The sequence below is a fragment of the Streptomyces sp. NPDC111606 genome, from assembly GCF_055656945.1.
This window is the reverse complement of the sequence record NZ_JBVKBY010000002.1, coordinates 233,016-258,290: the sequence shown is the minus strand read 5'-3', so window position 1 is coordinate 258,290 and position 25,275 is coordinate 233,016. Positions and strand designations below refer to the sequence as shown.

Sequence of the window (25,275 nt, the reverse complement as noted above, 5' to 3'; positions counted from 1 at the left end):
GCTGTATCGATGTGCGGCTCCGCCGCGTGGGCGCGACCAGCCACAAAGCACCCGCACGCGCGCATCAGCGCAAACCCCTACGGCGAAGTGGCGCCCGGCCGCGCCGTCGGCAGACTACCGCCGCCGCAGATCCGCAACCCGGGCCCGCTCACGTTCCCGCTCCGCCCCCTGCTCCCCCAGCACCGCAGCGGCCGACCGCAACCCCGCGGCACCGCCCGGCACCTGACCCCGCCGCGGCCCCGGCAAGGCACGCCGCCGCGCCGGGACCTCGTCACCCCCCGGGTTCCCGGTCGCCCCGGCCACGGCGATCTGCACCCCCTGATCGGCCAGGGCCTGGAGCTCGGTGTGGGCACGGTCGTCATGGGCCGGCGGCTCGTCGGTGACCAGCCGGGTGATGACATCCGTGGGCACCGTCTGGAACATCGTGTCCGTACCGAGCTTGGTGTGGTCGGCGAGGACGACGACCTCCGCGGCCGCCTGGACGAGGGCCCGGTCGACGGAGGCCGAGAGCATGTTGGACGTGGACAGACCGCGCTCGGCGGTCAGACCGCTCCCGGAGAGGAAGGCCCGCGACACCCGCAGCCCCTGCAGGGACTGCTCGGCACCGCTGCCCACCAGCGCGTAGTTCGACCCGCGGAGCGTCCCGCCGGTCATCACGACCTCGACCCGGTTGGCATGGGCCAACGCCTGTGCCACCAGCAGGGAGTTGGTGACGACGGTCAGTCCGGGCACCCGGGCGAGCCGGCGCGCCAGCTCCTGTGTGGTGGTCCCCGCCCCGACGACGATTGCCTCGCCCTCTTCCACGAAATTCGCGGCGAGGTCGGCGATGGCCGTCTTCTCGGCGGTCGCGAGATGTGACTTCTGCGGAAAGCCGGACTCCCGCGTGAACCCGCCCGGCAATACCGCACCGCCGTGCCGGCGGTCGAGGAGTCCTTCTGCCTCCAGTGCGCGCACGTCCCGCCGTACGGTCACTTCGGAGGTCTGGACGACGCGGGCGAGCTCACGGAGCGACACGGCCCCGTTCGCTCGCACCATTTCGAGGATCAATTGGCGACGTTCTGCAGCGAACACGAAACTGACAGTAACCCCAACGACCGTCTGGTTTCAGCAGTTTGCGCCGAATAACAGAAGTTGTTCGCACGCAAGGGCAAGGAGTGGTATAGGGCCTAGTCCTGCCGCCTATGCCGTACGCATGCTCGACAACTCCCTGTGACCAGCAGGGAATCACTTCCGGCCGTCAGAGTTCGCCGCCGGACTTCCGCGTGTGGAGCTGCCGTGCCACCTCGGCGATCGAGCCCGAAAGGGAGGGGTACACGGTGAAGGCGTTCGCGATCTGTTCGACCGTCAGATTGTTGTCGACCGCGATCGAGATCGGATGGATCAGTTCCGAGGCGCGCGGCGACACGACCACACCGCCGACCACGATGCCCGTGCCCGGCCGGCAGAAGATCTTGACGAAGCCGTCCCGGATGCCCTGCATCTTCGCGCGCGGGTTGCGCAGGAGGGGGAGCTTGACGACCCGGGCGTCGATCTTGCCCCCGTCGACGTCCGCCTGGGTGTAGCCGACGGTGGCGATCTCGGGGTCGGTGAAGACGTTGGACGAGACCGTCTTCAGGTTCAGCGGGGCCACCGCGTCGCCGAGGAAGTGGTACATGGCGATACGTCCCTGCATCGCCGCGACCGACGCGAGGGCGAAGACTCCGGTGACGTCACCGGCCGCGTACACGCCGGGGGCCGTCGTCCTGGACACCTTGTCGGTCCAGATGTGCCCGGACTCGCGCAGCTTGACGCCGGCCTCCTCCAGGCCCATGCCCTCGGAGTTCGGGATGGCACCGACGGCCATGAGGCAGTGGCTGCCGCTGATGACGCGGCCGTCGGCGAGGGTGACCTCGACCCGGTCGCCGACCCGCTTGGCGGCGGCGGCACGCGAGCGCGCCATGACGTTCATGCCGCGGCGCCGGAAGACGTCCTCCAGGACAGCGGCGGCGTCCGGGTCCTCACCCGGCAGCACGCGGTCCCGGGACGACACGAGGGTGACCCGCGATCCGAGCGCCTGGTAGGCGCCGGCGAACTCGGCGCCGGTGACACCGGAGCCGACCACGATGAGTTCCTCGGGCAGCTCGGTGAGGTCGTAGACCTGGGTCCAGTTGAGGATGCGCTCGCCGTCGGGCTGGGCGTCGGGCAGCTCGCGCGGGTGACCGCCGGTGGCGATGAGGACGGCGTCCGCGGTGAGGGTCTCCTCGGTGCCGTCGGCCGCACGGACGACGACCTTGCGCGAGCCGTCGAGACCCTGCATGCCCTCCAGCCGGCCGCGGCCGCGCAGGACCCGGGCGCCGGCGCGCGTGACGGAGGCCGTGATGTCGTGGGACTGCGCGAGCGCGAGCCGTTTGACACGCCGGTTGACCTTGCCCAGGTCCACGCCGACGACGCGCGCGGGCGTGTCGATGTGCGGGGTGTCGTCGGCGACGATGATTCCCAGCTCCTCGTACGAGGAATCGAAGGTGGTCATCACCTCGGCCGTGGCGATTAGGGTCTTCGACGGCACGCAGTCGGTGAGCACCGACGCCCCGCCCAGACCGTCGCAGTCGACGACGGTCACCTCCGCGCCGAGCTGGGCGGCCACCAGGGCCGCCTCGTATCCGCCGGGTCCGCCACCGATGATCACGATCCGAGTCACGTACTCCATTGTCCCGCACGCATCACCGTGGTACTGCCTGGGGGCCCGCCCGAGACACCACCGTTACGGGAGGGGCACACGATTCACCTGCCGTACCCTCTCCCCATGTCGCTCTACGCCGCGTACGCCGGCAATCTCGACGCGCGGCTGATGACGCGCCGCGCCCCGCACTCGCCGCTGCGCGCCACCGGCTGGCTGAACGGGTGGCGACTGACGTTCGGGGGCGAGCAGCTCGGCTGGGACGGCGCGCTGGCCACACTCGTCGAGGAACCCGGCGAGCAGGTCTTCGTCGCGCTGTACGACGTCGCCCCGATGGACGAGGACTCCCTGGACCGCTGGGAGGGCGTCGGGCTCGGCATATACCGCCGGCTGCGGGTGCGTGTGCACACGCTGGAGGGCGAGGAGTCGGCGTGGGTGTACGTGCTGAACGCGTACGAGGGCGGGCTGCCGTCGGCCAGGTACCTCGGCGAGGTCGCGGACGCGGCTGAGTCGGCCGGCGCGCCACACGATTACGTGATGGAGCTGCGGAAGCGCCCGTGCTGACGGAGGGCGGCTTCTAAACTGGAGGGATCGGCCCATCATCGGGAGAACTCATGGCCCCCACCACGTATGACGTCTACTACACGGTGCAGGCCGCCGAGGCCCGTGACCGGCTCGACGACAGGCAGCGCAACGCGTTCGACAAGGGCATCGCGCTGCTGGCCCGCGACCCGTTCCTCTCGGTGTCACGGCCCATAAGCTCCACGGGCGACGATCGTACGATCCGGCTCACGCAGAACGTCCTCGTGGAGTACACGGTCAGTCGCGGCCGCCTGTTGATCTTCATCGTCGAGGTCTTCAACGACAAGGACGTCCTCATTCCCGAAGAGTGAGCGTGCCGCTTTCGGGCGCGCTCTTCGTTGGAAACGACAAGACAACGATCGCCATCCCGTGAGCTCCGTCATCTACGCGCGTAGGCCCAAACCGGCTACCCTCAGTCGCGTGAACGCATCTCTTCTTCCGGACGACATCCAGGGCGACCCCCACGCCGCCGCCGACGCCGCCGCCGCACGCCTGCGCGAACTCACGGGCGCCGAGACCCACGACGTCGCCCTCGTGATGGGCTCCGGCTGGGCTCCGGCCGTGGACGCCCTCGGCGAACCCGAGGCCGAGTTCCTGGTCACCGAGCTGCCGGGGTTCCCCCCGCCGGCGGTGGAAGGGCACGGCGGCAAGATCCGCTCGTACCGGATCGGCAACAAGCGTGCGCTGGTCTTCCTGGGCCGTACCCACTACTACGAGGGCCGTGGGGTGGCCGCCGTCGCGCACGGGGTCCGTACCGCGGTGGCCGCCGGCTGCAAGACAGTCGTGCTCACCAACGGCTGTGGCGGTCTGCGCGAGGGCATGCGTCCCGGGCAGCCGGTCCTGATCAGCGACCACATCAACCTCACGGCGACGTCCCCGATCATCGGCGCGAACTTCGTCGACCTCACGGACCTGTACTCGCCGCGGCTGCGCGCCCTCTGCAAGGAGATCGACCCGTCGCTGGAGGAGGGCGTCTACGCCCAGTTCCCCGGGCCGCACTACGAGACGCCGGCGGAGATCCGGATGGCTCGGGTCATCGGGGCGGACCTGGTGGGTATGTCGACGGTGCTGGAAGCGATCGCCGCGCGTGAGGCTGGGGCCGAGGTGCTGGGGATCTCGCTGGTGACGAACCTCGCGGCGGGGATGACGGGTGAGCCGCTGAACCACGAGGAGGTTCTGCAGGCCGGGCGGGACTCGGCCACGCAGATGGGGTCGCTGCTGGCGCAGGTGCTGGGGCGTCTGTAAGGCGGTTTTCTTCGCCCCCGCAGCCCCTACCCTGCCCGTCCTTGAAGGGGCTCCGCCCCTTCGACCCCGCTCCTCAAACGCCGGAGGGGCTGAGTAGTTCGCGGCAGCCCCCAGGTACGGGACGGGTAGGGGCGGCGGGGACGAAACCCCTCCCCACCACCCGCAGCCCCCGCCCCACCACGAGAACGAGAGGTTGACCGACGTGCACGACGATCTCATCGCCCGGGCCCAGGCGTGGCTCGCCGAGGATCCGGACCCGGAGACCCGCGACGAGCTCGCCAAGCTCATCGAGGCCGCGGACGTCGAGGAAGTCGCCGCCCGCTTCAGCGGCACCCTCCAGTTCGGCACCGCGGGCCTGCGAGGCGAACTCGGCGCCGGCCCGATGCGCATGAACCGCACGGTCGTCATCCGCGCCGCGGCCGGCCTCGCCGCGTACCTCAAGAAGCAGGGCCATGAGAACGGCCTCGTCGTCATCGGCTACGACGCCCGCCACAAGTCGGAGGACTTCGCCCGGGACACGGCCGCCGTGATGACGGGCGCGGGCCTGCGCGCCGCCGTCCTGCCCCGCCCGCTCCCCACGCCGGTCCTCGCGTACGCGATAAGGCACCTCGGCGCGGTCGCCGGAGTCGAAGTCACCGCGAGCCACAACCCGCCGCGCGACAACGGCTACAAGGTCTATCTCGGCGACGGCTCCCAGATCGTCCCGCCCGCGGACATCGACATCGCGCAGGAGATCGCCGCGGTGCCGTCCCTCACCGTCGTCCCCCGCCCCACCCAGGGCTGGGAGACCCTGGACGACAGCGTCCTGGACGCCTACCTCGCCCGCACGGACGCGGTCCTGTCCCCCGACTCCCCGCGCATCGCCCGCACCGTCTACACGGCGATGCACGGTGTCGGCAAGGACGTCCTCCTCGCCGCCTTCGAGCGCGCCGGCTTCCCCGCCCCCGCCCTCGTCGCCGAGCAGGCCGAGCCCGACCCGGACTTCCCCACCGTCGCCTTCCCCAACCCGGAAGAGCCCGGCGCGATGGACCTGGCCTTCGCCAAGGCCCGCGAGACGGCCCCCGACCTCGTCATCGCCAACGACCCGGACGCCGACCGCTGTGCCGTGGCCGTGCCGGACGGGGAGAGCGCGGACGAGTGGCGGATGCTCCGCGGCGACGAGGTAGGCGCCCTGCTCGCCGCCCACCTGGTCAGCCGTGGAGCACGCGGGACCTTCGCGGAGTCCATCGTCTCCTCCTCCCTCCTCGGCCGTATCGCCGAGAAGGCGGGGCTGCCGTACGAGGAGACCCTCACCGGCTTCAAGTGGATCGCCCGCGTCGACGGTCTGCGCTACGGCTACGAGGAGGCCCTCGGCTACTGCGTCGACCCCGAGGGCGTACGCGACAAGGACGGCATCACCGCCGCGCTGCTGATCACCGAGCTCGCGTCCGTCCTGAAGGCCGAGGGCCGCACGCTCCTCGACCTCCTCGACGACCTCGCCGTGACCCACGGCCTGCACGCCACCGACCAGCTCGCGGTGCGCGTCCAGGACCTGTCGGTCATCGCCGACGCCATGCGGCAGCTGCGCGAGCAGCCGCCGACCGAGCTCGCCGGGCTGGCCATCACCCGCGCTGAGGACCTCACCCAGGGCACGGACACCCTCCCGCCCACCGACGGTCTGCGCTACACGCTCGAGGGCGCCCGCGTCATCGTCCGTCCCAGCGGGACCGAGCCCAAGCTGAAGTGCTACCTGGAGGTCGTCGTCCCGGTCGCGGCCCACGCCGGCCTCCCGGCCGCCCGCGCCGAGGCGGCCGAGCTGCTCGCGACGATCAAGCGGGACCTGTCGGCGGCGGCCGGCATCTGAGCCGTACGAGTACGCAGAGTTCTGGTCGTTCGCGAAGGGGTGCCCCCATTCGGAGGCACCCCTTCGGGCGAATTCCTCGTGGTGGTTGACCCGGGCTCCACGCCCGGCCCCGGCGCACGGGCAACGGTGGACGGGCAAGCGCGTCACCGAGTTGCCTGGAGCCGCCGCCGTGTCCACGACCGTCCGGCCGCCCCCCGAGCGACCACCGCCCGCGACGGCGAAGCCCGGTCCGGCTCCCCGTTCCCACGCAGGCGCCCCGCACCCCTGCGCGCCCTGCGGTACGCGGCCCCCGCCCTCCTCGCCTACCTCGCCGTACGCGGCACGGGCCTGCTGCTGCTCACCGTCTGGGCGCACCGGCAGCGCCACGGTGTCCGGCCGATCCTGGCGACGCAGTGGGACGCCGACTGGTACCTCGGGATCGCCGACCACGGGTACGCGCACGAGCTCGGCACCGCCTACAGCGCCAACAACCTGGCCTTCTTTCCGCTCTACCCAGTGCTGGTGAGAGCGGTCGCGGCGGTCACGCCGGGCTCCCCAGCCAGTGCCGGTCTCGCCCTCGCCGTCGTCGCCTCCCTCGTCGCCGCGTGGGGCGTGTTCGCGGTCGGGGACCGGCTGCACGGGCGCCGGGTCGGCGTCCTCCTCACCGTCCTGTGGGCCGCGCTGCCGGTCGGGCTGGTGCAGTGGATGGGCTACACGGAGTCCCTGTTCACGGCGCTCGCGGCCTGGTCGCTGTACGCCGTGCTCACCGGCCGCCTCCTCACCGCGGCCGCTCTCGCCGCGGCGGCAGGCCTGACCCGTCCGACCGGTATCGCGGTGGCGGCCGCGGTCACGGTGGCGGCCCTGCTCGCGCTGCGCCGCCGCTTCCGTCCGCGTACCCTCGCGGCCGCCGCGATCGCGCCGCTCGGCTGGTGCGGATACGTGGGCTGGGTGGGCCTGCGGCTGGGCCGCTGGGACGGGTACTTCGCCGTGCAGCGGCTGTGGCGCAACGAGCTGGACGGTGGCCGCGAGACCCTGCGTGTGATGCGGCAGCTGCTGGTGTACGACCGGATGCCCGAACTGTTCCTGGTGGTCGTGACGCTCACGCTGATCGCGTCGGTGGTGCTGTTCGGGCTGTCGGTGTGGGACCGGCAGCCGGTGCCGCTGCTGGTCTTCACGGCCGTACTGCTGGCGATCGTGCTGGGCAGCGGTGGCGTCTACTTCCCCCGCGCCCGCTTCCTCCTGCCCGCCTTCCCCCTGCTGCTCCCCCTCGCCCTGCATCTGTCCCGGGCCTCCCGCCGCCACCGCATGCTGGTCATCGCGGCGGCAGTCGTCGGCTCGGCCTACTGCGGTGCGTACATGGCACTCGTGTATCCGGGCGCCCCCTGAGCCGCACGCGGGCCGGTTCACGGGGGGGGTCGGGCACCCCTGTCACTGCCCGGATCAGGCCACCGCTCGGACCAGGCCCGTCAGGCCGTCGCCAGCAGAATCACCAGCAGCACTGCCCCGGCGAGGACCGGCCCCGCCACCTCGTAGGCCCACCGCACGGTGACCTCACCCTGCGAGGACTCCAGCTTTTCCCGCTGCTCCAGCAGTTCCCGCAGGTCGTCCATGACCTTGTCGGTCTCGGCCCGCGCCGGGCCGTCCATGTCGACATCCCCTCGCGGCGCCCCGATCCCGAGCCCGCCGAACCCCATCCCTCCGCCGGCGCGGCCGCTCCGCTCACCCCGCGAGGCAGCGCTCCGGTCCGCCGCAGCCCGGGCCGAACGCCGTGCCGCCTTCTTGCGGGCCCGCAGCGAGACCGGCACCGCCCAGAGCTGGAACTTGGCGCCGGACTTGTCGACGACCTCGTTCGAGTAGCTGGACCGCAGTGCGGCGACCTGTCCCCACGGAAGCACGATCACGCGCAGCGGGTTGCGGATACGCAGCCGGTCCTCGTTGGCGTAGACGGCGGGCCTCAGCGTGAACGCGGACACCAGCGGCACGATCAGGATCAGCGCCGCGAGCGCCACCCACTGGGTGCGGCCCTCGCCCCGGACCAGTGCGTCGATGCCCAGCCAGAGGGCGATTCCGAGCAGCGCGGCGCCGCCGACCATGCCCATGGGCGAGCGGTAGACGCGGTCCTTCGACACGGGGGCCGGGGTGGGGGGCTGGGGTTCCGGGGTCGTCATGGGGCCGATTCTGCCGTATGCCTGCCGGCGGCTCGGCGGGGCGCCTCATCGCCGCGGGGGGATGGGTTCGTGGGCGGGTGCGGGTTGTCGGTGGCCGGTCGCGCAGTTCCCCGCGCCCCTGAGGTGGGACAGCTCCCCTGCGTCGTGCGGATCCGTTCCTCGCTGCAGAACAGATCCCTTTCCCTCGGGGTGTACAGCCGCTACGCGCGTAGATATGCTCGTCTGGTGACCATGCCCACCAATGCATCCTCCGCAGCGCACACCCTCACGGACGTCACCGCGTCCGACAGTACGCTGCGCCGCTTCCTTCACGGGCTGCCCGGCGTCGACGCGGTCGGCCTGGAGGCGCGCGCCGCGTCCCTCGGTACCCGTTCCATCAAGACGACCGCCAAGGCGTACGCCATCGACCTCGCCATCTCGATGGTCGACCTGACGACGCTGGAAGGCGCGGACACCCCGGGCAAGGTCCGGGCGCTCGGCGCCAAGGCGGTCCACCCCGACCCGAGTGACCGGACGACCCCGGCGACCGCGGCCGTCTGCGTCTATCCCGACATGGTGGCCACCGCCAAGGAGGCCGTCGCCGGCTCCTCGGTCAAGGTCGCCTCGGTCGCCACCGCCTTCCCGGCCGGCCGCGCCGCCCTCGGTGTGAAGCTGGCGGACGTCCGGGACGCCGTCGCCGCCGGTGCGGACGAGATCGACATGGTCATCGACCGCGGGGCGTTCCTCGCGGGGAACTACATGAAGGTGTACGACGAGATCGTCGCCGTGAAGGAGGCCTGCGGAACGTCCGCCCGCCTCAAGGTCATCTTCGAGACCGGCGAGCTGTCGACGTACGACAACATCCGGCGCGCGAGCTGGCTCGGCATGCTGGCGGGCGCCGACTTCATCAAGACGTCCACCGGCAAGGTCGCCGTCAACGCCACCCCCGCGAACACCCTGCTTATGCTGGAAGCGGTGCGCGACTTCCGCGCCCAGACCGGCATCCAGGTGGGTGTGAAGCCGGCCGGCGGGATCAGGACGACCAAGGACGCCGTCAAGTTCCTCGTCCTGGTCAACGAGACCGCCGGCGAGGACTGGCTGGACAACCACTGGTTCCGCTTCGGCGCCTCCTCGCTCCTGAACGATCTGCTGATGCAGCGTCAGAAGCTGGCCACCGGCCGCTACTCCGGCCCCGACTACGTGACGGTGGACTGATCACCATGGCATCGGTATTCGAATACGCACCGGCCCCCGAGTCCCGCTCGATCGTCGACATCGCGCCGTCGTACGGCCTGTTCATCGACGGCGAGTTCGTGGAGGCGGCGGACGGCAAGGTCTTCAAGACCGTCTCCCCGTCCACCGAGGAGGTCCTCGCCGAGATCGCCCAGGCCGGCGAGGCGGACGTGGACCGGGCCGTGAAGGCCGCGCGCAAGGCCTTCGTGAAGTGGTCGGCGCTGCCCGGCTCCGAGCGCGCGAAGTACCTGTTCCGTATCGCCCGGATCATCCAGGAGCGCAGCCGTGAGCTGGCCGTGCTGGAGACGCTGGACAACGGCAAGCCGATCAAGGAGACCCGCGACGCCGACCTTCCCCTGGTCGCCGCGCACTTCTTCTACTACGCGGGCTGGGCCGACAAGCTGGAGCACGCCGGTTACGGCGCGAGCCCGCGGCCCCTCGGTGTGGCCGGCCAGGTCATCCCCTGGAACTTCCCGCTGCTGATGCTGGCGTGGAAGATCGCTCCGGCGCTGGCGACCGGCAACACCGTCGTGCTGAAGCCGGCCGAGACCACCCCGCTCTCCGCCCTGTTCTTCGCGGACATCTGCCGCCAGGCGGGCCTGCCCAAGGGCGTCGTCAACATCCTTCCCGGCTACGGCGACAGCGGCGCCGCGCTCGTCGCGCACCCGGACGTCAACAAGGTCGCCTTCACGGGATCGACGGCAGTCGGCAAGGAGATCGCGCGGACCGTCGCCGGTACCCGCAAGAAGGTCACCCTGGAGCTGGGCGGCAAGGGCGCCAACATCGTCTTCGACGACGCCCCGATCGACCAGGCGGTGGAGGGGATCGTCAGCGGCATCTTCTTCAACCAGGGGCAGGTCTGCTGCGCCGGCAGCCGTCTGCTGGTCCAGGAGTCGATCCAGGAAGAGCTGCTGGAGTCGCTGAAGCGTCGCCTCTCCACACTCCGCCTCGGCGACCCCCTCGACAAGAACACCGACATCGGCGCGATCAACTCCGAGGAGCAGCTCACCCGCATCACCTCGCTCGTCGAGCAGGGCGAGGCGGAGGGTGCCGAGCGCTGGTCACCGGCCTGCGAACTCCCCGAGAGCGGCTACTGGTTCGCGCCCACGCTCTTCACGAACGTCACCCAGGCGCACCGGATCGCCCGCGACGAGATCTTCGGCCCGGTCCTGTCGGTCCTCACCTTCCGCACGCCGGACGAGGCCGTCGCCAAGGCCAACAACAGCGCGTACGGCCTGTCGGCGGGCATCTGGACGGAGAAGGGGTCGCGGATTCTCGCCGTCGCGAACAAGCTCCGCGCGGGCGTCATCTGGTCCAACACGTTCAACAAGTTCGACCCGACCTCGCCGTTCGGCGGCTACAAGGAGTCGGGCTTCGGCCGCGAGGGCGGCCGCCACGGCCTGGAGGCGTACCTCGCCCCGTCGAGCCCGGAGGGCGAGCGATAAATGAGCACAGTTGACAAGAACGACAAGACCGAGCGCGCCGAGCGACTCTCCGTCTTCAAGACCTACAAGCTGTACGTCGGCGGGAAGTTCCCGCGTTCCGAGAGCGGCCGGGTGTACGAGGTGACGGACTCGAAGGGCAACTGGCTGGCGAACGTTCCCCTGTCGTCCCGCAAGGACGCCCGTGACGCGGTGGTCGCCGCGCGCAAGGCGTTCGGCGGCTGGTCCGGCGCGACGGCGTACAACCGCGGCCAGATCCTCTACCGCATCGCGGAGATGCTGGAGGGCCGCCGCGAGCAGTACGTCCGTGAAGTCGCCGACGCCGAGGGCCTGTCGAAGTCGAAGGCGGCGGCTCAGGTCGACGCGGCGATCGACCGGTGGGTCTGGTACGCGGGCTGGACGGACAAGATCGCCCAGGTGGTCGGCGGCGGAAACCCGGTCGCGGGCCCGTTCTTCAACCTGTCCTCCCCCGAGCCGACGGGTGTCGTGACCGTCCTGGCCCCGCAGGAGTCGTCCTTCCTGGGCCTGGTCTCGGTGCTGGCCCCGGTGATCGCGACGGGCAACACGGCGATCGTGGTGGCGTCCCAGAAGTCCCCGCTCCCCGCCCTCTCCCTGGGCGAGGTCCTGGCCACGTCCGACCTGCCGGGCGGCGTCGTCAACGTGCTGTCGGGCCGTACGGCGGAGATCGCGACGCCGCTGGCCGCGCACCAGGACGTCAACGCGATCGACCTGGCCGGCGCCGACGACGTGTTGGCGAAGGACCTGGAGATCGCGGCGGCCGACAACCTCAAGCGCGTCCTGCGTCCACAGCCTGTGGACGACTGGGCCGCCGCCCCCGGCATCGACCGCATGACCGCGTTCCTGGAGACCAAGACGGTCTGGCACCCGACCGGTTCGCTGGGCGCGTCCGGCTCGTCGTACTGATCACCGGCGCGACGGCCGCCGAGACCGGAGAGCCGCGCCTCCCCTCCGTCCGGGGGAGGCGCGGCTCTCTGCCGTGCTGCCGCTGCGAAGTGCTGTCAGGTGAACGCGAGAGGGCTGTGAGGTGTGACGCGCGCTTCAATTGCGGTACACCGGGTCGTACACGGGCCCTGCGATGCCTCACACTGGTGTCCCGTGAGTTCCCATCCGCCCATACCGACGCGAGTCGTGCTGCTCTGCGGCCCTTCCGGCTCCGGCAAGTCCCTTCTCGCCGCCCACTCCGGTCTTCCGGTGCTGCGGCTCGACGACTTCTACAAAGAGGCTGACGACCCGACCCTGCCGCAGGTCCCCGGGAGCTCCGACATCGACTGGGACCACCCCGACTCGTGGGACGCCGACACGGCCGTCGCGGCGATCGCGGAACTGTGCCGCACGGGACGTACGAACGTGCCCCTCTACGACATCTCCCTCAGCGTCCGCACCGGCGAGGAGACCGTCGACATCGGCCGCACCCCCCTCTTCATCGCGGAGGGCATCTTCGCTGCCGAGATCGTCAACCGCTGCCGGGAGCTCGGCCTCCTCGCGGACGCGCTGTGCCTGAGCCGCGGCCCCGTGAAGACGTTCCGCCGCCGCTTCGTCCGCGACCTGCGAGAGGGCCGCAAGTCGGTCCCGTTCCTGCTGCGCCGCGGCTGGCGCCTGATGCGCCTGGAACGCTCGATCGTCGCCCACCAGACGTCCCTGGGCGCCCACGCCTGCGACCGCGACGAGGCCCTCGGCCGTCTCACCGCAGCCGCAGCGGGCCGCTGCCCGGCGGCCGCTCCGGCGACGCCGGCCACCTGAACGAACACGGCGCCCTCTCCGTCGTAGGACCGGAAGAAGGTCCCCGCGGAGAGGAATCCCGATGTTCGCCGCCCTCCAGCCCGGCCGTCGCCTGCTCATGACTGCCCTGCTCGTCACCGCGGCCGTGGGCTGCACGGAGGCGGGCGGTGCGGCCGAGGCCGGCGGTGCGGCCGAGGCGTCCTGCGCGTACGTGGTGACGTACGCGCACCGCTCCTACCTGAACGTCGCGAACACCGACTTCACCGTCGGGAAGAAGCTGGGCACCGCCACGATCCCGGCGTGCGACGACACCCCGAACGATCCCCCGGACGCCATCGGCGAACAGCGGATCACCGCGTACGCGGTCGAGGGGATGGACCCGGCCGTCGCCATCGCCGTCGGTGACACTCCCGCCGGAGCGATCCTCATGAAGGCCCGCTGAGCGCACACGAAAACGGGACTGGACGGACCCCCCGGCCCTCCAGCCCCGCTCTCGTCGTGCTCCCCCGAATCCCCCGTGGGAGCACTCCCCCGTGTTTCCCCCGTTGGTCCCCCGTGGGCCCCCCGACCCCCGTGGGTCCCCCCACTACCTACCGTTCCCCCGTTGCATTCCCCCCGGTACGGTCCCCCCGGACCTTCAGGCGACAAGCTCCCCGAAGGCGTCTTCCTCGTCACGGCCGAAGCTGAGGACCTCGTCCTCGCGCAGCCGGCGGAGCGACCGCCAGATGCTGGACTTCACCGTGCCGACACTGATGTCGAGGATGTCCGCGATCTCCGGGTCGGTGCGGCCCTCGTAGTAACGAAGGACCAGCATCGTGCGCTGGAGTTCGGGCAGCCGGGCGAGCGCCTGCCACAGGACCGCGCGCAGTTCGGTGCCGCGCATCGCGTCCGTGTCGCCGGGCGTCTCCGGCAGCTCCTCGGTCGGGTACTCGTTCAGCTTGCGGCGGCGCCACGCGCTGATGTGCAGGTTGGTCATCGTCCGCCGCAGATAACCCCCGACGGCGGCCTTGTCGCTGATCCGGTCCCACGCCTTGTACGTCGAGAACAGCGCGCTCTGGAGCAGGTCCTCGGCCTCGAAGCGGTCACCGGTCAGGTGGTAGGCGGTTGCGTACAGGGAGGCGCGGCGCTCCTGGACGTAGGCGGTGAACTCCGCCTCCGACAGCGAGCGACGACGCTCCCCCGAGTCCTCCCTGTACGCGGCTCCCCCGTGCGTTTCCCCCGTGAAACCGTCAACCACCGTCATGAACGCGGTGTGCTGACGCCCGGTGCCGCGAGCGCACCCCCGCCCGCTCACGGCACCGGACTTCTCGGAACCCCGGCCCCCGTTCACGTCGTGCAGACGCGTGATCACTGCGCTGGTGCTGGTGCCGTGCAGCGTGTTCATCTCGCGCCCCCCGTCGTGGACTTCCGGTGTTCTGCTTGGTGCTGCTTGCTGTGTTGCGTCCTGCTGTCTTGCCTGTGCCGAAAAGCTTGCCGGGGCACCTTCATGGACGTGTCCGCCGACTGTCACAGACGTGTCACAGGGGCCTGTGTCCGAGCCCGTTCCCAGCACCGGCACAGCGCGAGCACAGGCAGCAGCGCTACGCGCACGTATCCCTACTGCTCGTACAGGAGTCGAAAGACCGCCCCCGCATGGGCCAGAATGACCCCCGTGCCTTCCCTGTTGCTGATCGAGGACGACGACGCCATCCGTACGGCCCTGGAGCTCTCACTGACTCGCCAGGGACACCGTGTGGCCACTGCTGCCACCGGCGAGGACGGTCTGAAACTGCTGCGTGAGCAGCGGCCGGACCTGATCGTGCTGGACGTGATGCTGCCCGGTATCGACGGCTTCGAGGTGTGCCGCCGCATCCGGCGCACCGACCAGCTGCCGATCATCCTGCTGACCGCACGCAACGACGACATCGACATCGTGGTCGGACTGGAGTCCGGCGCGGACGACTACATCGTCAAACCCGTGCAGGGGCGGGTCCTGGACGCCCGCATCCGTGCCGTGCTGCGGCGCGGGGAGCGGGAGTCGAACGACGCCGCGACCTACGGCAGCCTCGTCATCGACCGCGCGGCCATGACCGTCACCAAGAACGGCGAGGACCTCCAGCTCACCCCGACCGAGCTGCGCCTGCTGCTCGAACTGAGCCGCCGGCCGGGCCAGGCCCTGTCCCGCCAGCAGCTGCTGCGCCTGGTCTGGGAGCACGACTACCTGGGCGACTCCCGCCTCGTGGACGCCTGCGTCCAGCGCCTGCGCGCCAAGGTCGAGGACGTCCCGTCGTCCCCCACGCTCATCCGTACCGTCCGCGGAGTCGGCTACCGCCTGGACGCGCCTCAGTGACAGACGTACAGGGGGGATTCCGCGGCTGGGTCGCGGCTCGCAAGGGAGTGTGGTCGAGGCTGCGTTTCACCAGCCTGCGCCTGCGCCTGGTCGTCGTCTTCGGCCTCGTGGCGCTCACGGCCGCCGTCTCCGCGTCCGGGATCGCCTACTGGCTCAACCGCGAGGCGGTGCTCACCCGCACCCAGGACGCGGTGCTGCGCGACTTCGAGCAGGAGATGCAGAACCGCGCGGGCCTGCTGCCCGAGGAGCCGACGCAGGACGAACTGCAGCACACCGCCGGGCAGATGGCCAACAGCAGTCAGCGCTTCAGCGTGCTGCTCGTCGCCCAGGGCGCCGACGGCAAGCCCGCGTACGGCAACTCCGGCGGCCTGGACGGCTTCACGCTCGCGGACGTGCCCCAGTCGCTGCGCACGGCGGTGAACGAGAAGCAGCAGGTCGACTCCTCCAACAAGGCCGAGTACCACCTGTACTGGCAGCGGACCGTCGCCGACGACACCCCCTACCTGGTCGCCGGGACGAAGGTGATCGGCGGCGGCCCGACCGGCTACATGCTCAAGTCCCTGGAGCCGGAGGCCAAGGACCTCAACTCCCTCGCCTGGTCGCTGGGCATCGCCACCGGTCTCGCGCTGATCGGCTCCGCGCTGCTCGCGCAGGCCGCCGCCACGACCGTACTGAAGCCGGTCCAACGCCTCGGTGTCGCCGCCCGCCGGCTCGGCGAGGGCAAGCTGGACACCCGCCTGCGCGTCTCCGGCACGGACGAACTGGCCGATCTCTCCCGGACGTTCAACAAGGCCGCCGAGGCGCTGGAGAAACGGGTCGCCGACATGGCCGGCCGGGACGAGGCGTCCCGCCGCTTCGTGGCCGACATGTCCCACGAACTCCGCACCCCCCTCACCGCGATCACTGCCGTGACGGAGGTGCTGGAGGAGGAGCTGGAGATGGAGACCGGCTCCATGGACCCGATGATCGAACCGGCCGTACGCCTGGTCGTCAGCGAGACCCGCCGCCTGAACGACCTCGTCGAGAACCTCATGGAGGTCACCCGCTTCGACGCGGGCACGGCCCGCCTGGTCCTCGACCAGGTCGACCTCGCCGACCAGATCACGGCCTGCATCGACGCCCGCGCCTGGCTGGACGCGGTCGACCTGGACGCCGAGCGCGGCATCATGGCCCGCCTGGACCCGCGCCGCCTGGACGTCATCCTGGCCAACCTCATCGGCAACGCGCTCAAGCACGGCGGCTCGCCGGTCCGGGTCGCGGTCCAGGAGGCGGACGACTCGATCCTGATCGCCGTACGGGACCACGGCCCCGGCATCCCCGAGGACGTCCTCCCGCACGTCTTCGACCGCTTCTACAAGGCCAGCGCCTCCCGCCCCCGCTCCGAGGGCAGCGGCCTCGGACTGTCCATCGCCCTGGAGAACGCCCACATCCACGGCGGCGAGATCACCGCCGCCAACTCCCCCGACGGCGGCGCGGTATTCACCCTGCGCCTCCCCCGGGACGCATCGAAACTGGCGGAGCAGACAGACGCCAACGAGACCGACGGCAAGGGCTCCGACGGGCCGGAGAAGGGGGACGCCTGATGAAGGTACGCGGCCCGGTGGGCGCCGGAGGCAAGGCGGACGTACGCGACGTGGGCGTACCCAGGCTGCCGGCCGCCTCAGGCCGGCACGCGCGCGTAGGCAGCCTCCTGGCCCTCTCCGCAGCGACCGCCGCGCTGCTGACCGGGTGCGGCATCCGTTCCACGGAGGTACCGACCAACTTCGGCCCCGCTCCCTCGCGCGTGCACTGCTCGCTCTCCGAGCCGAACGTGTCGACGCAGGCCACGCGCGGGCTTCCGGTGCAGGTCTTCCTGCTGTGCGGGTCCCAGCTGGTGGCCGTGGACCGAACCGTGCGGGTGACGGACGGTACGGCGGACTCGGCACGGCGCGTGCTGGTGGCGCAGGGGCTGCTCGACGAGTTGGAGGCAACGCCGTCGGCCGCCGAGAAGGAGGCCGGCTACACCACCGACGTACGCGGCGCCATGGCCGTGAGCGGCCCGCACCCCGGCGACCCCGACGAGACCCTGCGCCTGAGCACACCGCCCAACGACCTCACCTCGTACGCCCTCGCCCAGATCGTCTGCACGTTCTCGGACTCGACGGCGGCCGAGGGCGACGGCTCGGTGATCCTGGGCGGCCCGGGCACCGAGCCCCTGCGCCGTTACGAGTGCACGGACGAGGTCCGCACCCGCCCCGGCAGCAACGAGCCCCCGTCAACGGAGATCACAGACAACTGACGGCGAAAGCCCCCGCGGCGCGGCACTCGCGTACGGCGGCAAGGGGACGTGCCGGGGGGTGTCCGCCCGCAGTGGCCGGCGTCAAGAAACGGCACTTCCCTGCCCGACCCCAACCGCCGGTCCGAGGACGGACACCCCCGGCACGGCCCCGACCCACCACACACCGCAGGCGCTACGCGAACCCCCACTCAGCGCCACCGGCCGCCGCAGGCATCCCCGCCCAACCGCCGGAGGCACAGGCGCGCACCCTCCGCCGGAGGCCCGTGTGGCGGACGCCTCACCGCCGTAAGCCCTCTCCCGGAACCGATCCTGCCGGGGGGCGCGTCTAGGGGGGCGTGCAGCGTCAAGGCTCCATCGGCGGCAGCGCCGCGATCCGCATCCGTGCGACGGGGGGTGTTCTCCTGGTCGCGCACCTCGTGTTCGTCGCCTGGCTCACGCTGCGCCCCCTGGACGTCCCCTGGGTGATGCCGCCCAACCTGCGGCCGTTCGCCGGGATCAGAGCCGATCTGGCGCTGGGCTGGCAGGAAGGCGTCCGGCACATCGCCGAGGGACTCGCCCTGCTCGCACCGCTGGGCGTGCTGATCCCGATGGCACACGGCAGGATCAACGCCTCCCCGTTGGGCTCCCTGGTCCGGGCGGTCGCCGCCGGCGCCCTGATCTCGCTGGGCATCGAGCTGTTGCAGACCGGCGTACCCGGCCAGATCGTCGACGTCGACTCCCTGCTGCTGAACACCGTGGGCGTGGCCCTGGCGCACGCGGCGGTCGTACCCGCGGCCCGCGCCTGGCTCCGCCGCAGGTCCGAGCGCACAGACCGGGCAACCGTCCCCCAGGAGGAGCCCTCTCAGGGTCGGACCCCGACGATTCCCAGGGTCGGGATAGCTCCATAGAGTGACGCTTTGCCCGGTTCGTCGCCGTAGCGTGGATGTCAGATGAGGGAAGCCCTCGGGAGGCCCCACGAGGAGGCCTCCGACCGACGCTCGCGAAGGAGCCGCACCATGACCGCGCTCGCCCGACCCACCAACGGCCGCATGATCGGCGGAGTGTGTGCCGCGCTGGCACGGCGCTTCGGCACCTCCGCGACGACGATGCGCGTGATTTTCCTGGTCTCCTGCCTGCTCCCCGGCCCGCAGTTCCTGCTCTACATAGCCCTCTGGATCCTGCTCCCCTCGGAGGACAAGGCGAACAAGACGCGCGCAGCCTGGTAACCACAGAAACAGGTGCGCCCCGCCGATGTCCGGCGGGGCGCACCTGTTTTTCTGGCACAGCGGGCGGAACGTACGAGTGACGACCTACAGCCGCGCCCGCCTCAGGCCGCCGTAGCCAGTCGCCGCTGTTCCAGCCGTGCCGCACGTGTTCCGAACACCGTGATCGTCACGACGCCGAGCACCGCCAGCAGGCCGACCCCGACCGTGCCGGCCCAGCCGCCCGCGTGGAAGGCCACCGCGCCGACCGTGCTGCCCGCGCTGGAGCCGATGTAGTAGGCGGACTGGTAGAGCGCCGAGGCCTGGGCGCGGCCGTGGGTGGCCGTCTTGCTGACCGCCGAGGAGGCGGCCGCGTGGCCCGCGAAGAAGCCGCCCGTGATGAGCACCAGGCCGAGGAGGACCAGCGGGAGCGAGCCCGCCAGGGACAGCAGCAGGCCCGCCGCCGTCGTGGCGCCGGCCGCGTACAGCGCGCCTCGGCGGCCCAGGCGGCTCACCAGCCGTCCCGCCGTGGACGCGGACACCGTGCCGACCAGATACACGAGGAAGATCGAGCCGATGATGCCCTGGGGCAGCGAGAACGGCGCCTCCGTGAGGCGGTAGCCGATGACGGTGTACACGCCGCCGAAGACGGTCATGAACAGGGCGCCGATCGCGTACAGACGGCACAGCAGCGGGTTGGAGAGGTGGTCGCGGACCGCGCGGGCGAGGACGCGAGGGCGAAGCGAGCCCGGCTTGAAGTGGCGCGGCGCCGGGAGCAGCAGCCGGAAGGCCACCGCGCACGCCACCGCGAGCAGGCCGATCACGCCGACCGCGATCCGCCAGCCCCATTCCTGCGCGACCCAGCCGGTGATCACACGGCCGCTCATCCCGCCGACGCTGTTGCCCGCGACGAACAGTCCGATGGCCGTGACCAGAGCCTTCGGCCGGACCTCCTCGGCCAGATACGCCGTCGCCGACGCGGGCAGACCCGCCAGCGCCGCACCCTGGACCGCCCGCAGCACGACCAGGGACGTCAGGTTCGGCGCGAAGGGGACCAGCAGCCCGACCGCCACCGCGACCGCCAGCGACGCCGTCATGACCGTACGGCGTCCGAAGCGCTCCGACAGCGCGCTCATGGGCAGCACGAACAGCGCCAGACCGCCCGTCGCCGCCGCCACCGTCCAGCTCGCCTCGCTCGCCGCCACCCCGAACTCTCCGGAGATCAGCGGCAGCAGGGCCTGTGTGGAGTAGAGGAGCGCGAAGGTCGCGACACCGGCGAGGAAGAGGGCGAAGCTCATCCGGCGGTAGCCGGGGCCGCCCGGGGCCATTCGGGAGTCGACGACAGGGACTGCGGGTGCGGCGCCCACGATGGTGGACGCCCCGGTACTGGCGGGAGACATGCCTCGAAGCTACGTACGCCCCCACTCATCCGTCCAATGCATGGATTCGACATAATCGTTCCCATGGCGCATCAGTACAGTTCACAGCCTCGACTGTCACCATCCAGTGACACAGAAGACATGACGATGTTGCTCGCACCCCGCCTCGCCTACTTCGCCGGCGTGGCCCGCACCGAGCACGTCACACGGGCCGCCCAGGAGATGCAGGTCCCGCAGTCCACGCTCTCGCGTGCCATGGTCCGCCTGGAACAGGACCTGGGGGTGGACCTGTTCGCCCGCCACGGCCGTACGGTCTCCCTCACCCCCGCCGGCCGCACCTTCCTGGCCTCGGCCGAACGTGCCCTCGCCGAGATCCGGCGCGCCGCCGACGAGGTCCGCGCCGACGCCGACCCGGCCACCGGCAAGGTCGCGTTCGGCTTCCTGCACACCATGGGCGCCGAAACGGTCCCCGGCCTCATCCACGCCTTCCGCGCCGACCATCCCCGCGTCCGCTTCAGCCTGGTCCAGAACTACGGCGAGGCCATGCTCGAACGACTCCGGGCCGGCGAGCTCGACCTCTGCCTCACCTCCCCCGTCCCGGACGCCCCCGACCTGGTCGCCCGCCGCCTGGACGAACAGAAACTCCGCCTGGTCGTCCCCGCCGACCACCGCCTGGCCGGCCGCAAGCGCATCCGCCTGGCGGAGGCGGCCGACGAGATCTTCGTAACCCTGGAACCGGGCTACGGCCTGCGCCGCATCACCGACGACCTGTGCAAGGAGGCGGGCTTCAGGCCCCGCGTCGCCTTCGAGGGCGAGGAGGCGGAGACGCTGAGGGGTCTGGTGGCGGCGGGCCTCGGAGTCGCACTGCTGCCACCGCCGGCCGTACCGCGCCCGGGAGTCGCGGAACTGACGGTCACAGCGCCGCGCGCAGCCCGCGAGATCGGCGTCGCATGGATGGCCGACCGCCCGGACACGCCCCCTGTGGCCGCTTTCAAGAAGTTCCTGCTCTCAAGGAGAGGCAATCTGCTGCCGACCTAGAAGGGGCGCGGGGAACTGCGCGAGCAACCACACACGGCCGGCAGCCGCCGACCAAGCCCGCACCCCAACGGCGCTACCGCCGCAACGACTTGCCGAACCCCGCAGCCAACGGCATCCGCAACCCCAAAGGAGGCGGAGCCGCGAACGCATCGGCGACAGGCCGCGAGAACGACCTCCCGAACAGCACCCCCATGACAAAGTCCTCGGCCAGCGCGAGGACTTCGTCCCGATGCTGCTGCAACCCGTGCCGATCGGAGTGCACTTCGAACCGGCACACGTCCCGGTTCGCCTTCTTCGCCCGCTCCGCCAGCCGGAACGACAGCTCGGGATCGGTTCGCTCGTCGTTGGTGCCGTGCACGAACATCACCCGCCGTCCCCCGAGCTGTTTCACCGGTTCGGGTGACGCCGCCACGTCCGCCTCCGGCAGCCAAGGAGCTATGGCCAGCACGGAGTTGACGGCCTCGTGGCCACCCGCCCGCACCGCCGCCCGCGCGCCCATGTCGACCCCGGCGAGGCACACGGGGACGTCGCCGTAGCGCCGTACGACCTCGTCGGCGGCCCACAACGCGTCGCTCACGAGGTTCGCGTCACTGCCGTTCCAGCCGCGAAAGCGGTAGCGGACGACATGCGCGGCCAGACCCTCCGCACGACCCGCCCGCGCCAGCCGACGCCCGAGGGTGCGCACGTAGGAGGTCGCCAACAACGTCGACGGCTTGCGATGTGAGACCTCGTCACCTCCGGGAAGCAGGAGCACCACTCCGCTCACGGCCGTCAGCTCCGGCCCGATCGCCTTGCCCAGCCGGACCCTGCGCACCGGCGTCACTTCCTGTGCCATGACAGAACAGTGTCAGAAGCGCGGGTGTACGCCACCCGTCCTTGGGGTCACCGTTACGTATCGACGGATTCGTACACCCGACGGATTCGTACACCAGGGGAGAAATACGCGACGGCGACGAGGAAATCAGCGATGAAGGAGCCATCTACGCGCGTAGGCGTTAGAGTGCGAAAATGACGAGCGAGACTGCCACGAAGGCGAACACCCCGAGCTCGGACCAGATCCGCCGGGCACCGAAGGTTCTGCTGCACGACCACCTCGACGGCGGGCTCCGTCCCGGCACGATCGTCGAGCTCGCCCGCGAGACGGGCTACACCCAGCTCCCCGAGACCGACCCCGACAAGCTCGGCGTGTGGTTCCACGAGGCCGCCGACTCCGGCTCCCTGGAGCGGTACCTGGAGACCTTCTCCCACACCGTCGCGGTGATGCAGACCCGCGACGCCCTGGTCCGGGTCGCGCGCGAGTGCGCGGAGGACCTCGCCGAGGACGGGGTCGTCTACGCCGAGGTGCGGTACGCGCCCGAACAGCACCTCGAGGGCGGACTCAGCCTCGAAGAGGTCGTCGAGGCCGTGAACGACGGCTTCCGGGAGGGCGAGCGGATCGCCCGGGAGAACGGCCACCGCATCCGCGTGGGCGCGCTGCTCACCGCCATGCGGCACGCCGCCCGCGCGCTGGAGATCGCGGAACTCGCCAACCGCTACCGCGATCTGGGCGTCGTCGGCTTCGACATCGCGGGCGCCGAGGCCGGCCACCCGCCCACCCGGCATCTCGACGCCTTCGAGTACCTCAAGCGCGAGAACAACCACTTCACCATCCACGCGGGCGAGGCCTTCGGCCTGCCGTCCATCTGGCAGGCCCTGCAGTGGTGCGGCGCCGACCGGCTGGGACACGGGGTGCGCATCATCGACGACATCCAGGTGCAGTCCGACGGCTCCGTGAAGCTCGGCCGGCTCGCCTCGTACGTCCGGGACAAGCGCATCCCGCTGGAGCTGTGCCCCAGCTCCAACCTCCAGACGGGCGCGGCCGACTCGTACGCCGCGCACCCCATCGGTCTGCTGCGGCGGCTGCACTTCCGCGCCACCGTGAACACCGACAACCGCCTGATGTCCCACACCAGCATGAGCCGGGAATTCGAGCATCTTGTCGAGGCATTCGGTTACACGCTCGATGACATGCAGTGGTTCTCCGTCAATGCGATGAAATCATCGTTCATTCCTTTCGATGAACGACTCGCGATGATCAATGACGTGATCAAGCCCGGATATGCCGAACTCAAGTCCGAATGGCTGTTCCGTCAGACCAGCTCTACCAGCGGTTCTGAGGACGAGGAGGGCTGACCGGGAGTTCTCCGCGCACACGGAATGCGGACGCCATTCACAATCCGTCCGCATTTCGATGTTTGCGGTGGCGTGCGGGGCGTGTTTACGGTCGAGAACCGCTCACAAACCCCGTAACGAATTTCGAGGACTTACCTTCATGAAGCAGTCTGCTGCCAAGACCCTCGGTGTCGCCGCTCTCGGTGCCGCCTTCGCCGCCGCCGGTGCGGGTGCCGCGAACGCCGCGCCGGTCGCCCCGGACGCCGCCGGTTCGGCGCTGGACACCGTCACCAGGACGCTCCCGGCCGAGAACCTCTCCCAGGCGGCGCCCGCCGCCGGTGCGGGTCTCGCCCAGGGCGGTGCGGGACTCGCCCAGGGTCAGGAGGCGCTCGGCGCCGGTCTGGCCGCCGCCCAGCCGGCCGCCGAGCAGGCGCTGGCGGCGGGCCCGACCGGGCTGCTCGGCGGTCTGCCGGTGGCGCAGACCCTGCCCGCCCAGGGCCTGCCCCTGAACGGCCTGCCGCTCGCCTGAGCCGCATCCCCCGCACCACGCCGCTGGGGCGCGCCCATGGACACCGGGTGCGCCCAAGCGGCGTGTTGTCGACCCCTTCCGAACTGCCGCTTTGTTCGCTCCGGGGGCCATTGTCAGTGGGCTGCGGTAGCTTCCGAAGTGTTGGGCGCGATGAGGCGCACTTCGGGATACGGCCACAGGGGTGGGTGGACGATGAGCGACGGCACGGCGACTACGACAACGGACCTCGACGTCAGGCTGGAGAAACACCGCGTCGAACTGACCGGGTACTGCTACCGCATGCTCGGCTCCTCATTCGAGGCCGAGGACGCGGTGCAGGACACGATGGTGCGCGCCTGGCGGAGTTACGACAAGTTCGAGGGGCGCTCCAGTCTCCGGTCGTGGCTGTACCGCATCGCGACGAACGTGTGCCTGGACATGCTGACGGCCGGCAACAAGCGGGCCAGGCCCATGGACCTCACGGAGTCGACCCCGCTCGCGCAGGCGGCGCTCTCGCCCCGCCCGGACAACACCTGGCTGGAGCCGATGCCGGACAACCGCGTGCTGCCCAGCACCGAGGACCCGGCCGAGGCCGCGGTCGCCAAGGAGACGGTGCGGCTCGCCTTCATGGCCGCCCTGCAGCAGTTGCCCGCCAAGCAGCGGGCGGTGCTGATCCTGCGCGAGGTGCTGGCCTGGAAGGCGAGCGAGGTCGCCGAGCTGCTCGACACGACGGTCGCTTCGGTCAACAGCGCGTTGCAGCGGGCGCGCGCCACGCTCGCCGAGCAGCAGCAGCCGGGCGGTGAGGCAGTCGTCTCCGATCCGCTGGACGAGGAGCAGCAAAAGCTCCTGGATCGGTATGTCGCGGCCTTCGAGGGCTACGACATGACGGCGCTCACGGCGCTGCTGCACGAGGACGCCATCATGACGATGCCGCCGTTCGATCTGTGGCTGACCGGCGTCAAGGACATCACGGGCTTCATGACGACGCTCGGCGCCCCCTGTGCGGGCTCGCGTCTGCTGCCGGTCCAGGTCAACGGGCTGCCGGGCTTCGCCCAGTACAAGCCGGACCCGGAGGCGGGCGGCTTCACTCCGTGGGCGGTGCAGGTGCTGGAGGTCTCAGACGGCCGGATCACCGGGTTCCACTGCTTCCTCGACACCAAGCGCTGGTTCCCGCTGTTCGGGCTCCCTCTCCACCTCGAAGCGGAGGCCGACCAGGTCGAGGAGGGCGTGTAGCGCGGGGTCGGGGTCGCGCAGCCGTATCCGGCCCCCGGCCCGCCGGGCGGCGAGCTGGAGCCGTGCCAGCAGGTCGACGGTGCCCAGTCCGGGTGGTCCGAGCCCTCCGACATCGCACACCACGACGCCCGCTCTGCCGGCCTCCAGCCGGGCCCGCACGTCGTCGCACAGCCCTGCCACCTCATCCCGGGTGACGGGGCCGGCCAGCACGAGTACAGCGGGTGTCATGGCATCCACGATCGGTAGACCGGGCGGCGACGGATAACTCATCGCGGCCGGGGCCCCCGTCCGTCGCCCGCCGCCCGGTGTCG

Annotated in this window: 26 protein-coding genes; 19 read left to right on the top strand and 7 right to left on the bottom strand. The window is 70.9% G+C overall.

Going from position 1 to position 25,275, the window contains the following annotated elements; translation table 11 throughout:
• Positions 1 to 114: 114 nt before the first annotated feature.
• Together ACZ7M7_RS09070 and ACZ7M7_RS09065 are read right to left on the bottom strand one after the other, a co-directional pair.
• Positions 115 to 1,071, bottom strand: a complete 957-nt coding sequence (locus ACZ7M7_RS09070) for a DeoR/GlpR family DNA-binding transcription regulator (RefSeq protein WP_328879678.1) — start codon at positions 1,069 to 1,071, stop codon at positions 115 to 117.
• A 166-nt stretch (positions 1,072 to 1,237) separates the two neighbouring features.
• Complete coding sequence (locus ACZ7M7_RS09065) at positions 1,238 to 2,686, bottom strand: NAD(P)H-quinone dehydrogenase (protein ID WP_328879679.1); 1,449 nt, start codon at positions 2,684 to 2,686, stop codon at positions 1,238 to 1,240.
• A gap of 96 nt (positions 2,687 to 2,782) precedes the next feature.
• Here ACZ7M7_RS09065 and ACZ7M7_RS09060 point away from each other — a divergent pair, with 96 nt between their 5' ends.
• The 5 genes from ACZ7M7_RS09060 (at position 2,783) to ACZ7M7_RS09040 (ending at position 7,691) form a co-directional block, all read left to right on the top strand.
• Positions 2,783 to 3,220 (top strand): gamma-glutamylcyclotransferase family protein, encoded by a 438-nt coding sequence (locus tag ACZ7M7_RS09060; protein WP_328879680.1) that lies wholly within the window; start codon positions 2,783 to 2,785, stop codon positions 3,218 to 3,220.
• Between the two features lie 50 nt (positions 3,221 to 3,270).
• Positions 3,271 to 3,549: a type II toxin-antitoxin system RelE family toxin gene (locus ACZ7M7_RS09055; protein ID WP_362385170.1), complete on the top strand. Its 279-nt coding sequence runs from the start codon at positions 3,271 to 3,273 to the stop codon at positions 3,547 to 3,549.
• 109 nt (positions 3,550 to 3,658) lie between these two features.
• A complete protein-coding gene (locus ACZ7M7_RS09050; RefSeq protein WP_383616344.1) occupies positions 3,659 to 4,483 on the top strand; it encodes a purine-nucleoside phosphorylase in 825 nt (274 codons plus the stop codon).
• Positions 4,484 to 4,685: 202 nt separating this feature from the next.
• On the top strand, positions 4,686 to 6,326 hold the full coding sequence (locus ACZ7M7_RS09045) for a phospho-sugar mutase (RefSeq protein WP_472114363.1): 1,641 nt from the start codon (positions 4,686 to 4,688) through the stop codon (positions 6,324 to 6,326).
• 126 nt (positions 6,327 to 6,452) lie between these two features.
• On the top strand, positions 6,453 to 7,691 hold the full coding sequence (locus ACZ7M7_RS09040; protein WP_472114360.1) for a hypothetical protein: 1,239 nt from the start codon (positions 6,453 to 6,455) through the stop codon (positions 7,689 to 7,691).
• 80 nt (positions 7,692 to 7,771) lie between these two features.
• On the opposite strand, the gene ACZ7M7_RS09035 is transcribed toward ACZ7M7_RS09040, so the two are convergent.
• Complete coding sequence (locus tag ACZ7M7_RS09035) at positions 7,772 to 8,473, bottom strand: PH domain-containing protein (protein WP_472114358.1); 702 nt, start codon at positions 8,471 to 8,473, stop codon at positions 7,772 to 7,774.
• Positions 8,474 to 8,698: 225 nt separating this feature from the next.
• Here ACZ7M7_RS09035 and deoC point away from each other — a divergent pair, with 225 nt between their 5' ends.
• The 5 genes from deoC (at position 8,699) to ACZ7M7_RS09010 (ending at position 13,309) form a co-directional block, all read left to right on the top strand.
• A complete protein-coding gene (deoC, locus tag ACZ7M7_RS09030; RefSeq protein ID WP_427840220.1) occupies positions 8,699 to 9,667 on the top strand; it encodes a deoxyribose-phosphate aldolase in 969 nt (322 codons plus the stop codon).
• 5 nt (positions 9,668 to 9,672) lie between these two features.
• Positions 9,673 to 11,130: an aldehyde dehydrogenase family protein gene (locus ACZ7M7_RS09025; protein WP_451171874.1), complete on the top strand. Its 1,458-nt coding sequence runs from the start codon at positions 9,673 to 9,675 to the stop codon at positions 11,128 to 11,130.
• Positions 11,131 to 12,051 (top strand): aldehyde dehydrogenase family protein, encoded by a 921-nt coding sequence (locus tag ACZ7M7_RS09020; protein WP_472114355.1) that lies wholly within the window; start codon positions 11,131 to 11,133, stop codon positions 12,049 to 12,051.
• 192 nt (positions 12,052 to 12,243) lie between these two features.
• Positions 12,244 to 12,888, top strand: a complete 645-nt coding sequence (locus ACZ7M7_RS09015) for a uridine kinase family protein (protein WP_383616326.1) — start codon at positions 12,244 to 12,246, stop codon at positions 12,886 to 12,888.
• A gap of 61 nt (positions 12,889 to 12,949) precedes the next feature.
• Positions 12,950 to 13,309, top strand: a complete 360-nt coding sequence (locus tag ACZ7M7_RS09010; RefSeq protein WP_472114353.1) for a DUF6281 family protein — start codon at positions 12,950 to 12,952, stop codon at positions 13,307 to 13,309.
• A 195-nt stretch (positions 13,310 to 13,504) separates the two neighbouring features.
• On the opposite strand, the gene ACZ7M7_RS09005 is transcribed toward ACZ7M7_RS09010, so the two are convergent.
• A complete protein-coding gene (locus tag ACZ7M7_RS09005; RefSeq protein ID WP_369273049.1) occupies positions 13,505 to 14,251 on the bottom strand; it encodes a SigE family RNA polymerase sigma factor in 747 nt (248 codons plus the stop codon).
• Between the two features lie 267 nt (positions 14,252 to 14,518).
• Here ACZ7M7_RS09005 and afsQ1 point away from each other — a divergent pair, with 267 nt between their 5' ends.
• The 5 genes from afsQ1 (at position 14,519) to ACZ7M7_RS08980 (ending at position 18,679) form a co-directional block, all read left to right on the top strand.
• A complete protein-coding gene (gene afsQ1 / locus ACZ7M7_RS09000; protein ID WP_190072356.1) occupies positions 14,519 to 15,196 on the top strand; it encodes a two-component system response regulator AfsQ1 in 678 nt (225 codons plus the stop codon).
• Complete coding sequence (locus ACZ7M7_RS08995) at positions 15,193 to 16,779, top strand: ATP-binding protein (protein WP_383616320.1); 1,587 nt, start codon at positions 15,193 to 15,195, stop codon at positions 16,777 to 16,779. Before afsQ1 ends, ACZ7M7_RS08995 begins: the two co-directional genes overlap by 4 nt.
• Before the next feature lie 50 nt (positions 16,780 to 16,829).
• On the top strand, positions 16,830 to 17,474 hold the full coding sequence (locus ACZ7M7_RS08990) for a hypothetical protein (protein WP_472115199.1): 645 nt from the start codon (positions 16,830 to 16,832) through the stop codon (positions 17,472 to 17,474).
• Positions 17,475 to 17,809: 335 nt separating this feature from the next.
• Positions 17,810 to 18,361, top strand: a complete 552-nt coding sequence (locus tag ACZ7M7_RS08985) for a VanZ family protein (RefSeq protein ID WP_472114349.1) — start codon at positions 17,810 to 17,812, stop codon at positions 18,359 to 18,361.
• A gap of 108 nt (positions 18,362 to 18,469) precedes the next feature.
• Positions 18,470 to 18,679 carry a PspC domain-containing protein gene (locus ACZ7M7_RS08980; protein WP_383616311.1) on the top strand — a complete coding sequence of 70 codons (210 nt, stop codon included), beginning with the start codon at positions 18,470 to 18,472 and terminating at the stop codon, positions 18,677 to 18,679.
• 101 nt (positions 18,680 to 18,780) lie between these two features.
• Here ACZ7M7_RS08980 and ACZ7M7_RS08975 read toward each other — a convergent pair whose 3' ends face one another.
• Complete coding sequence (locus ACZ7M7_RS08975; RefSeq protein WP_383630223.1) at positions 18,781 to 20,055, bottom strand: MFS transporter; 1,275 nt, start codon at positions 20,053 to 20,055, stop codon at positions 18,781 to 18,783.
• Between the two features lie 63 nt (positions 20,056 to 20,118).
• On the opposite strand from ACZ7M7_RS08975, the gene ACZ7M7_RS08970 reads away from it, so the two are divergent.
• Positions 20,119 to 21,072, top strand: coding sequence for a LysR family transcriptional regulator (locus ACZ7M7_RS08970; RefSeq protein WP_472114346.1), 954 nt, complete (start codon positions 20,119 to 20,121; stop codon positions 21,070 to 21,072).
• A 73-nt stretch (positions 21,073 to 21,145) separates the two neighbouring features.
• Here the strand turns inward: ACZ7M7_RS08970 and ACZ7M7_RS08965 are convergent, their stop codons facing one another.
• Positions 21,146 to 21,907, bottom strand: coding sequence for an alpha/beta hydrolase (locus ACZ7M7_RS08965; RefSeq protein WP_383630221.1), 762 nt, complete (start codon positions 21,905 to 21,907; stop codon positions 21,146 to 21,148).
• A 173-nt stretch (positions 21,908 to 22,080) separates the two neighbouring features.
• Between ACZ7M7_RS08965 and ACZ7M7_RS08960 the strand changes: the two genes are divergently transcribed.
• From ACZ7M7_RS08960 to ACZ7M7_RS08950, 3 genes are all read left to right on the top strand, one after another.
• Positions 22,081 to 23,244 (top strand): adenosine deaminase, encoded by a 1,164-nt coding sequence (locus ACZ7M7_RS08960; RefSeq protein ID WP_383616299.1) that lies wholly within the window; start codon positions 22,081 to 22,083, stop codon positions 23,242 to 23,244.
• A 139-nt stretch (positions 23,245 to 23,383) separates the two neighbouring features.
• Positions 23,384 to 23,752 carry an ATP-binding protein gene (locus tag ACZ7M7_RS08955; RefSeq protein ID WP_383616296.1) on the top strand — a complete coding sequence of 123 codons (369 nt, stop codon included), beginning with the start codon at positions 23,384 to 23,386 and terminating at the stop codon, positions 23,750 to 23,752.
• 192 nt (positions 23,753 to 23,944) lie between these two features.
• A complete protein-coding gene (locus tag ACZ7M7_RS08950; protein WP_383616293.1) occupies positions 23,945 to 24,964 on the top strand; it encodes a sigma-70 family RNA polymerase sigma factor in 1,020 nt (339 codons plus the stop codon).
• Here ACZ7M7_RS08950 and ACZ7M7_RS08945 read toward each other — a convergent pair.
• Positions 24,848 to 25,234 (bottom strand): STAS domain-containing protein, encoded by a 387-nt coding sequence (locus ACZ7M7_RS08945; protein ID WP_383630219.1) that lies wholly within the window; start codon positions 25,232 to 25,234, stop codon positions 24,848 to 24,850. The genes ACZ7M7_RS08950 and ACZ7M7_RS08945 overlap by 117 nt on opposite strands.
• Positions 25,235 to 25,275 lie beyond the last annotated feature (41 nt).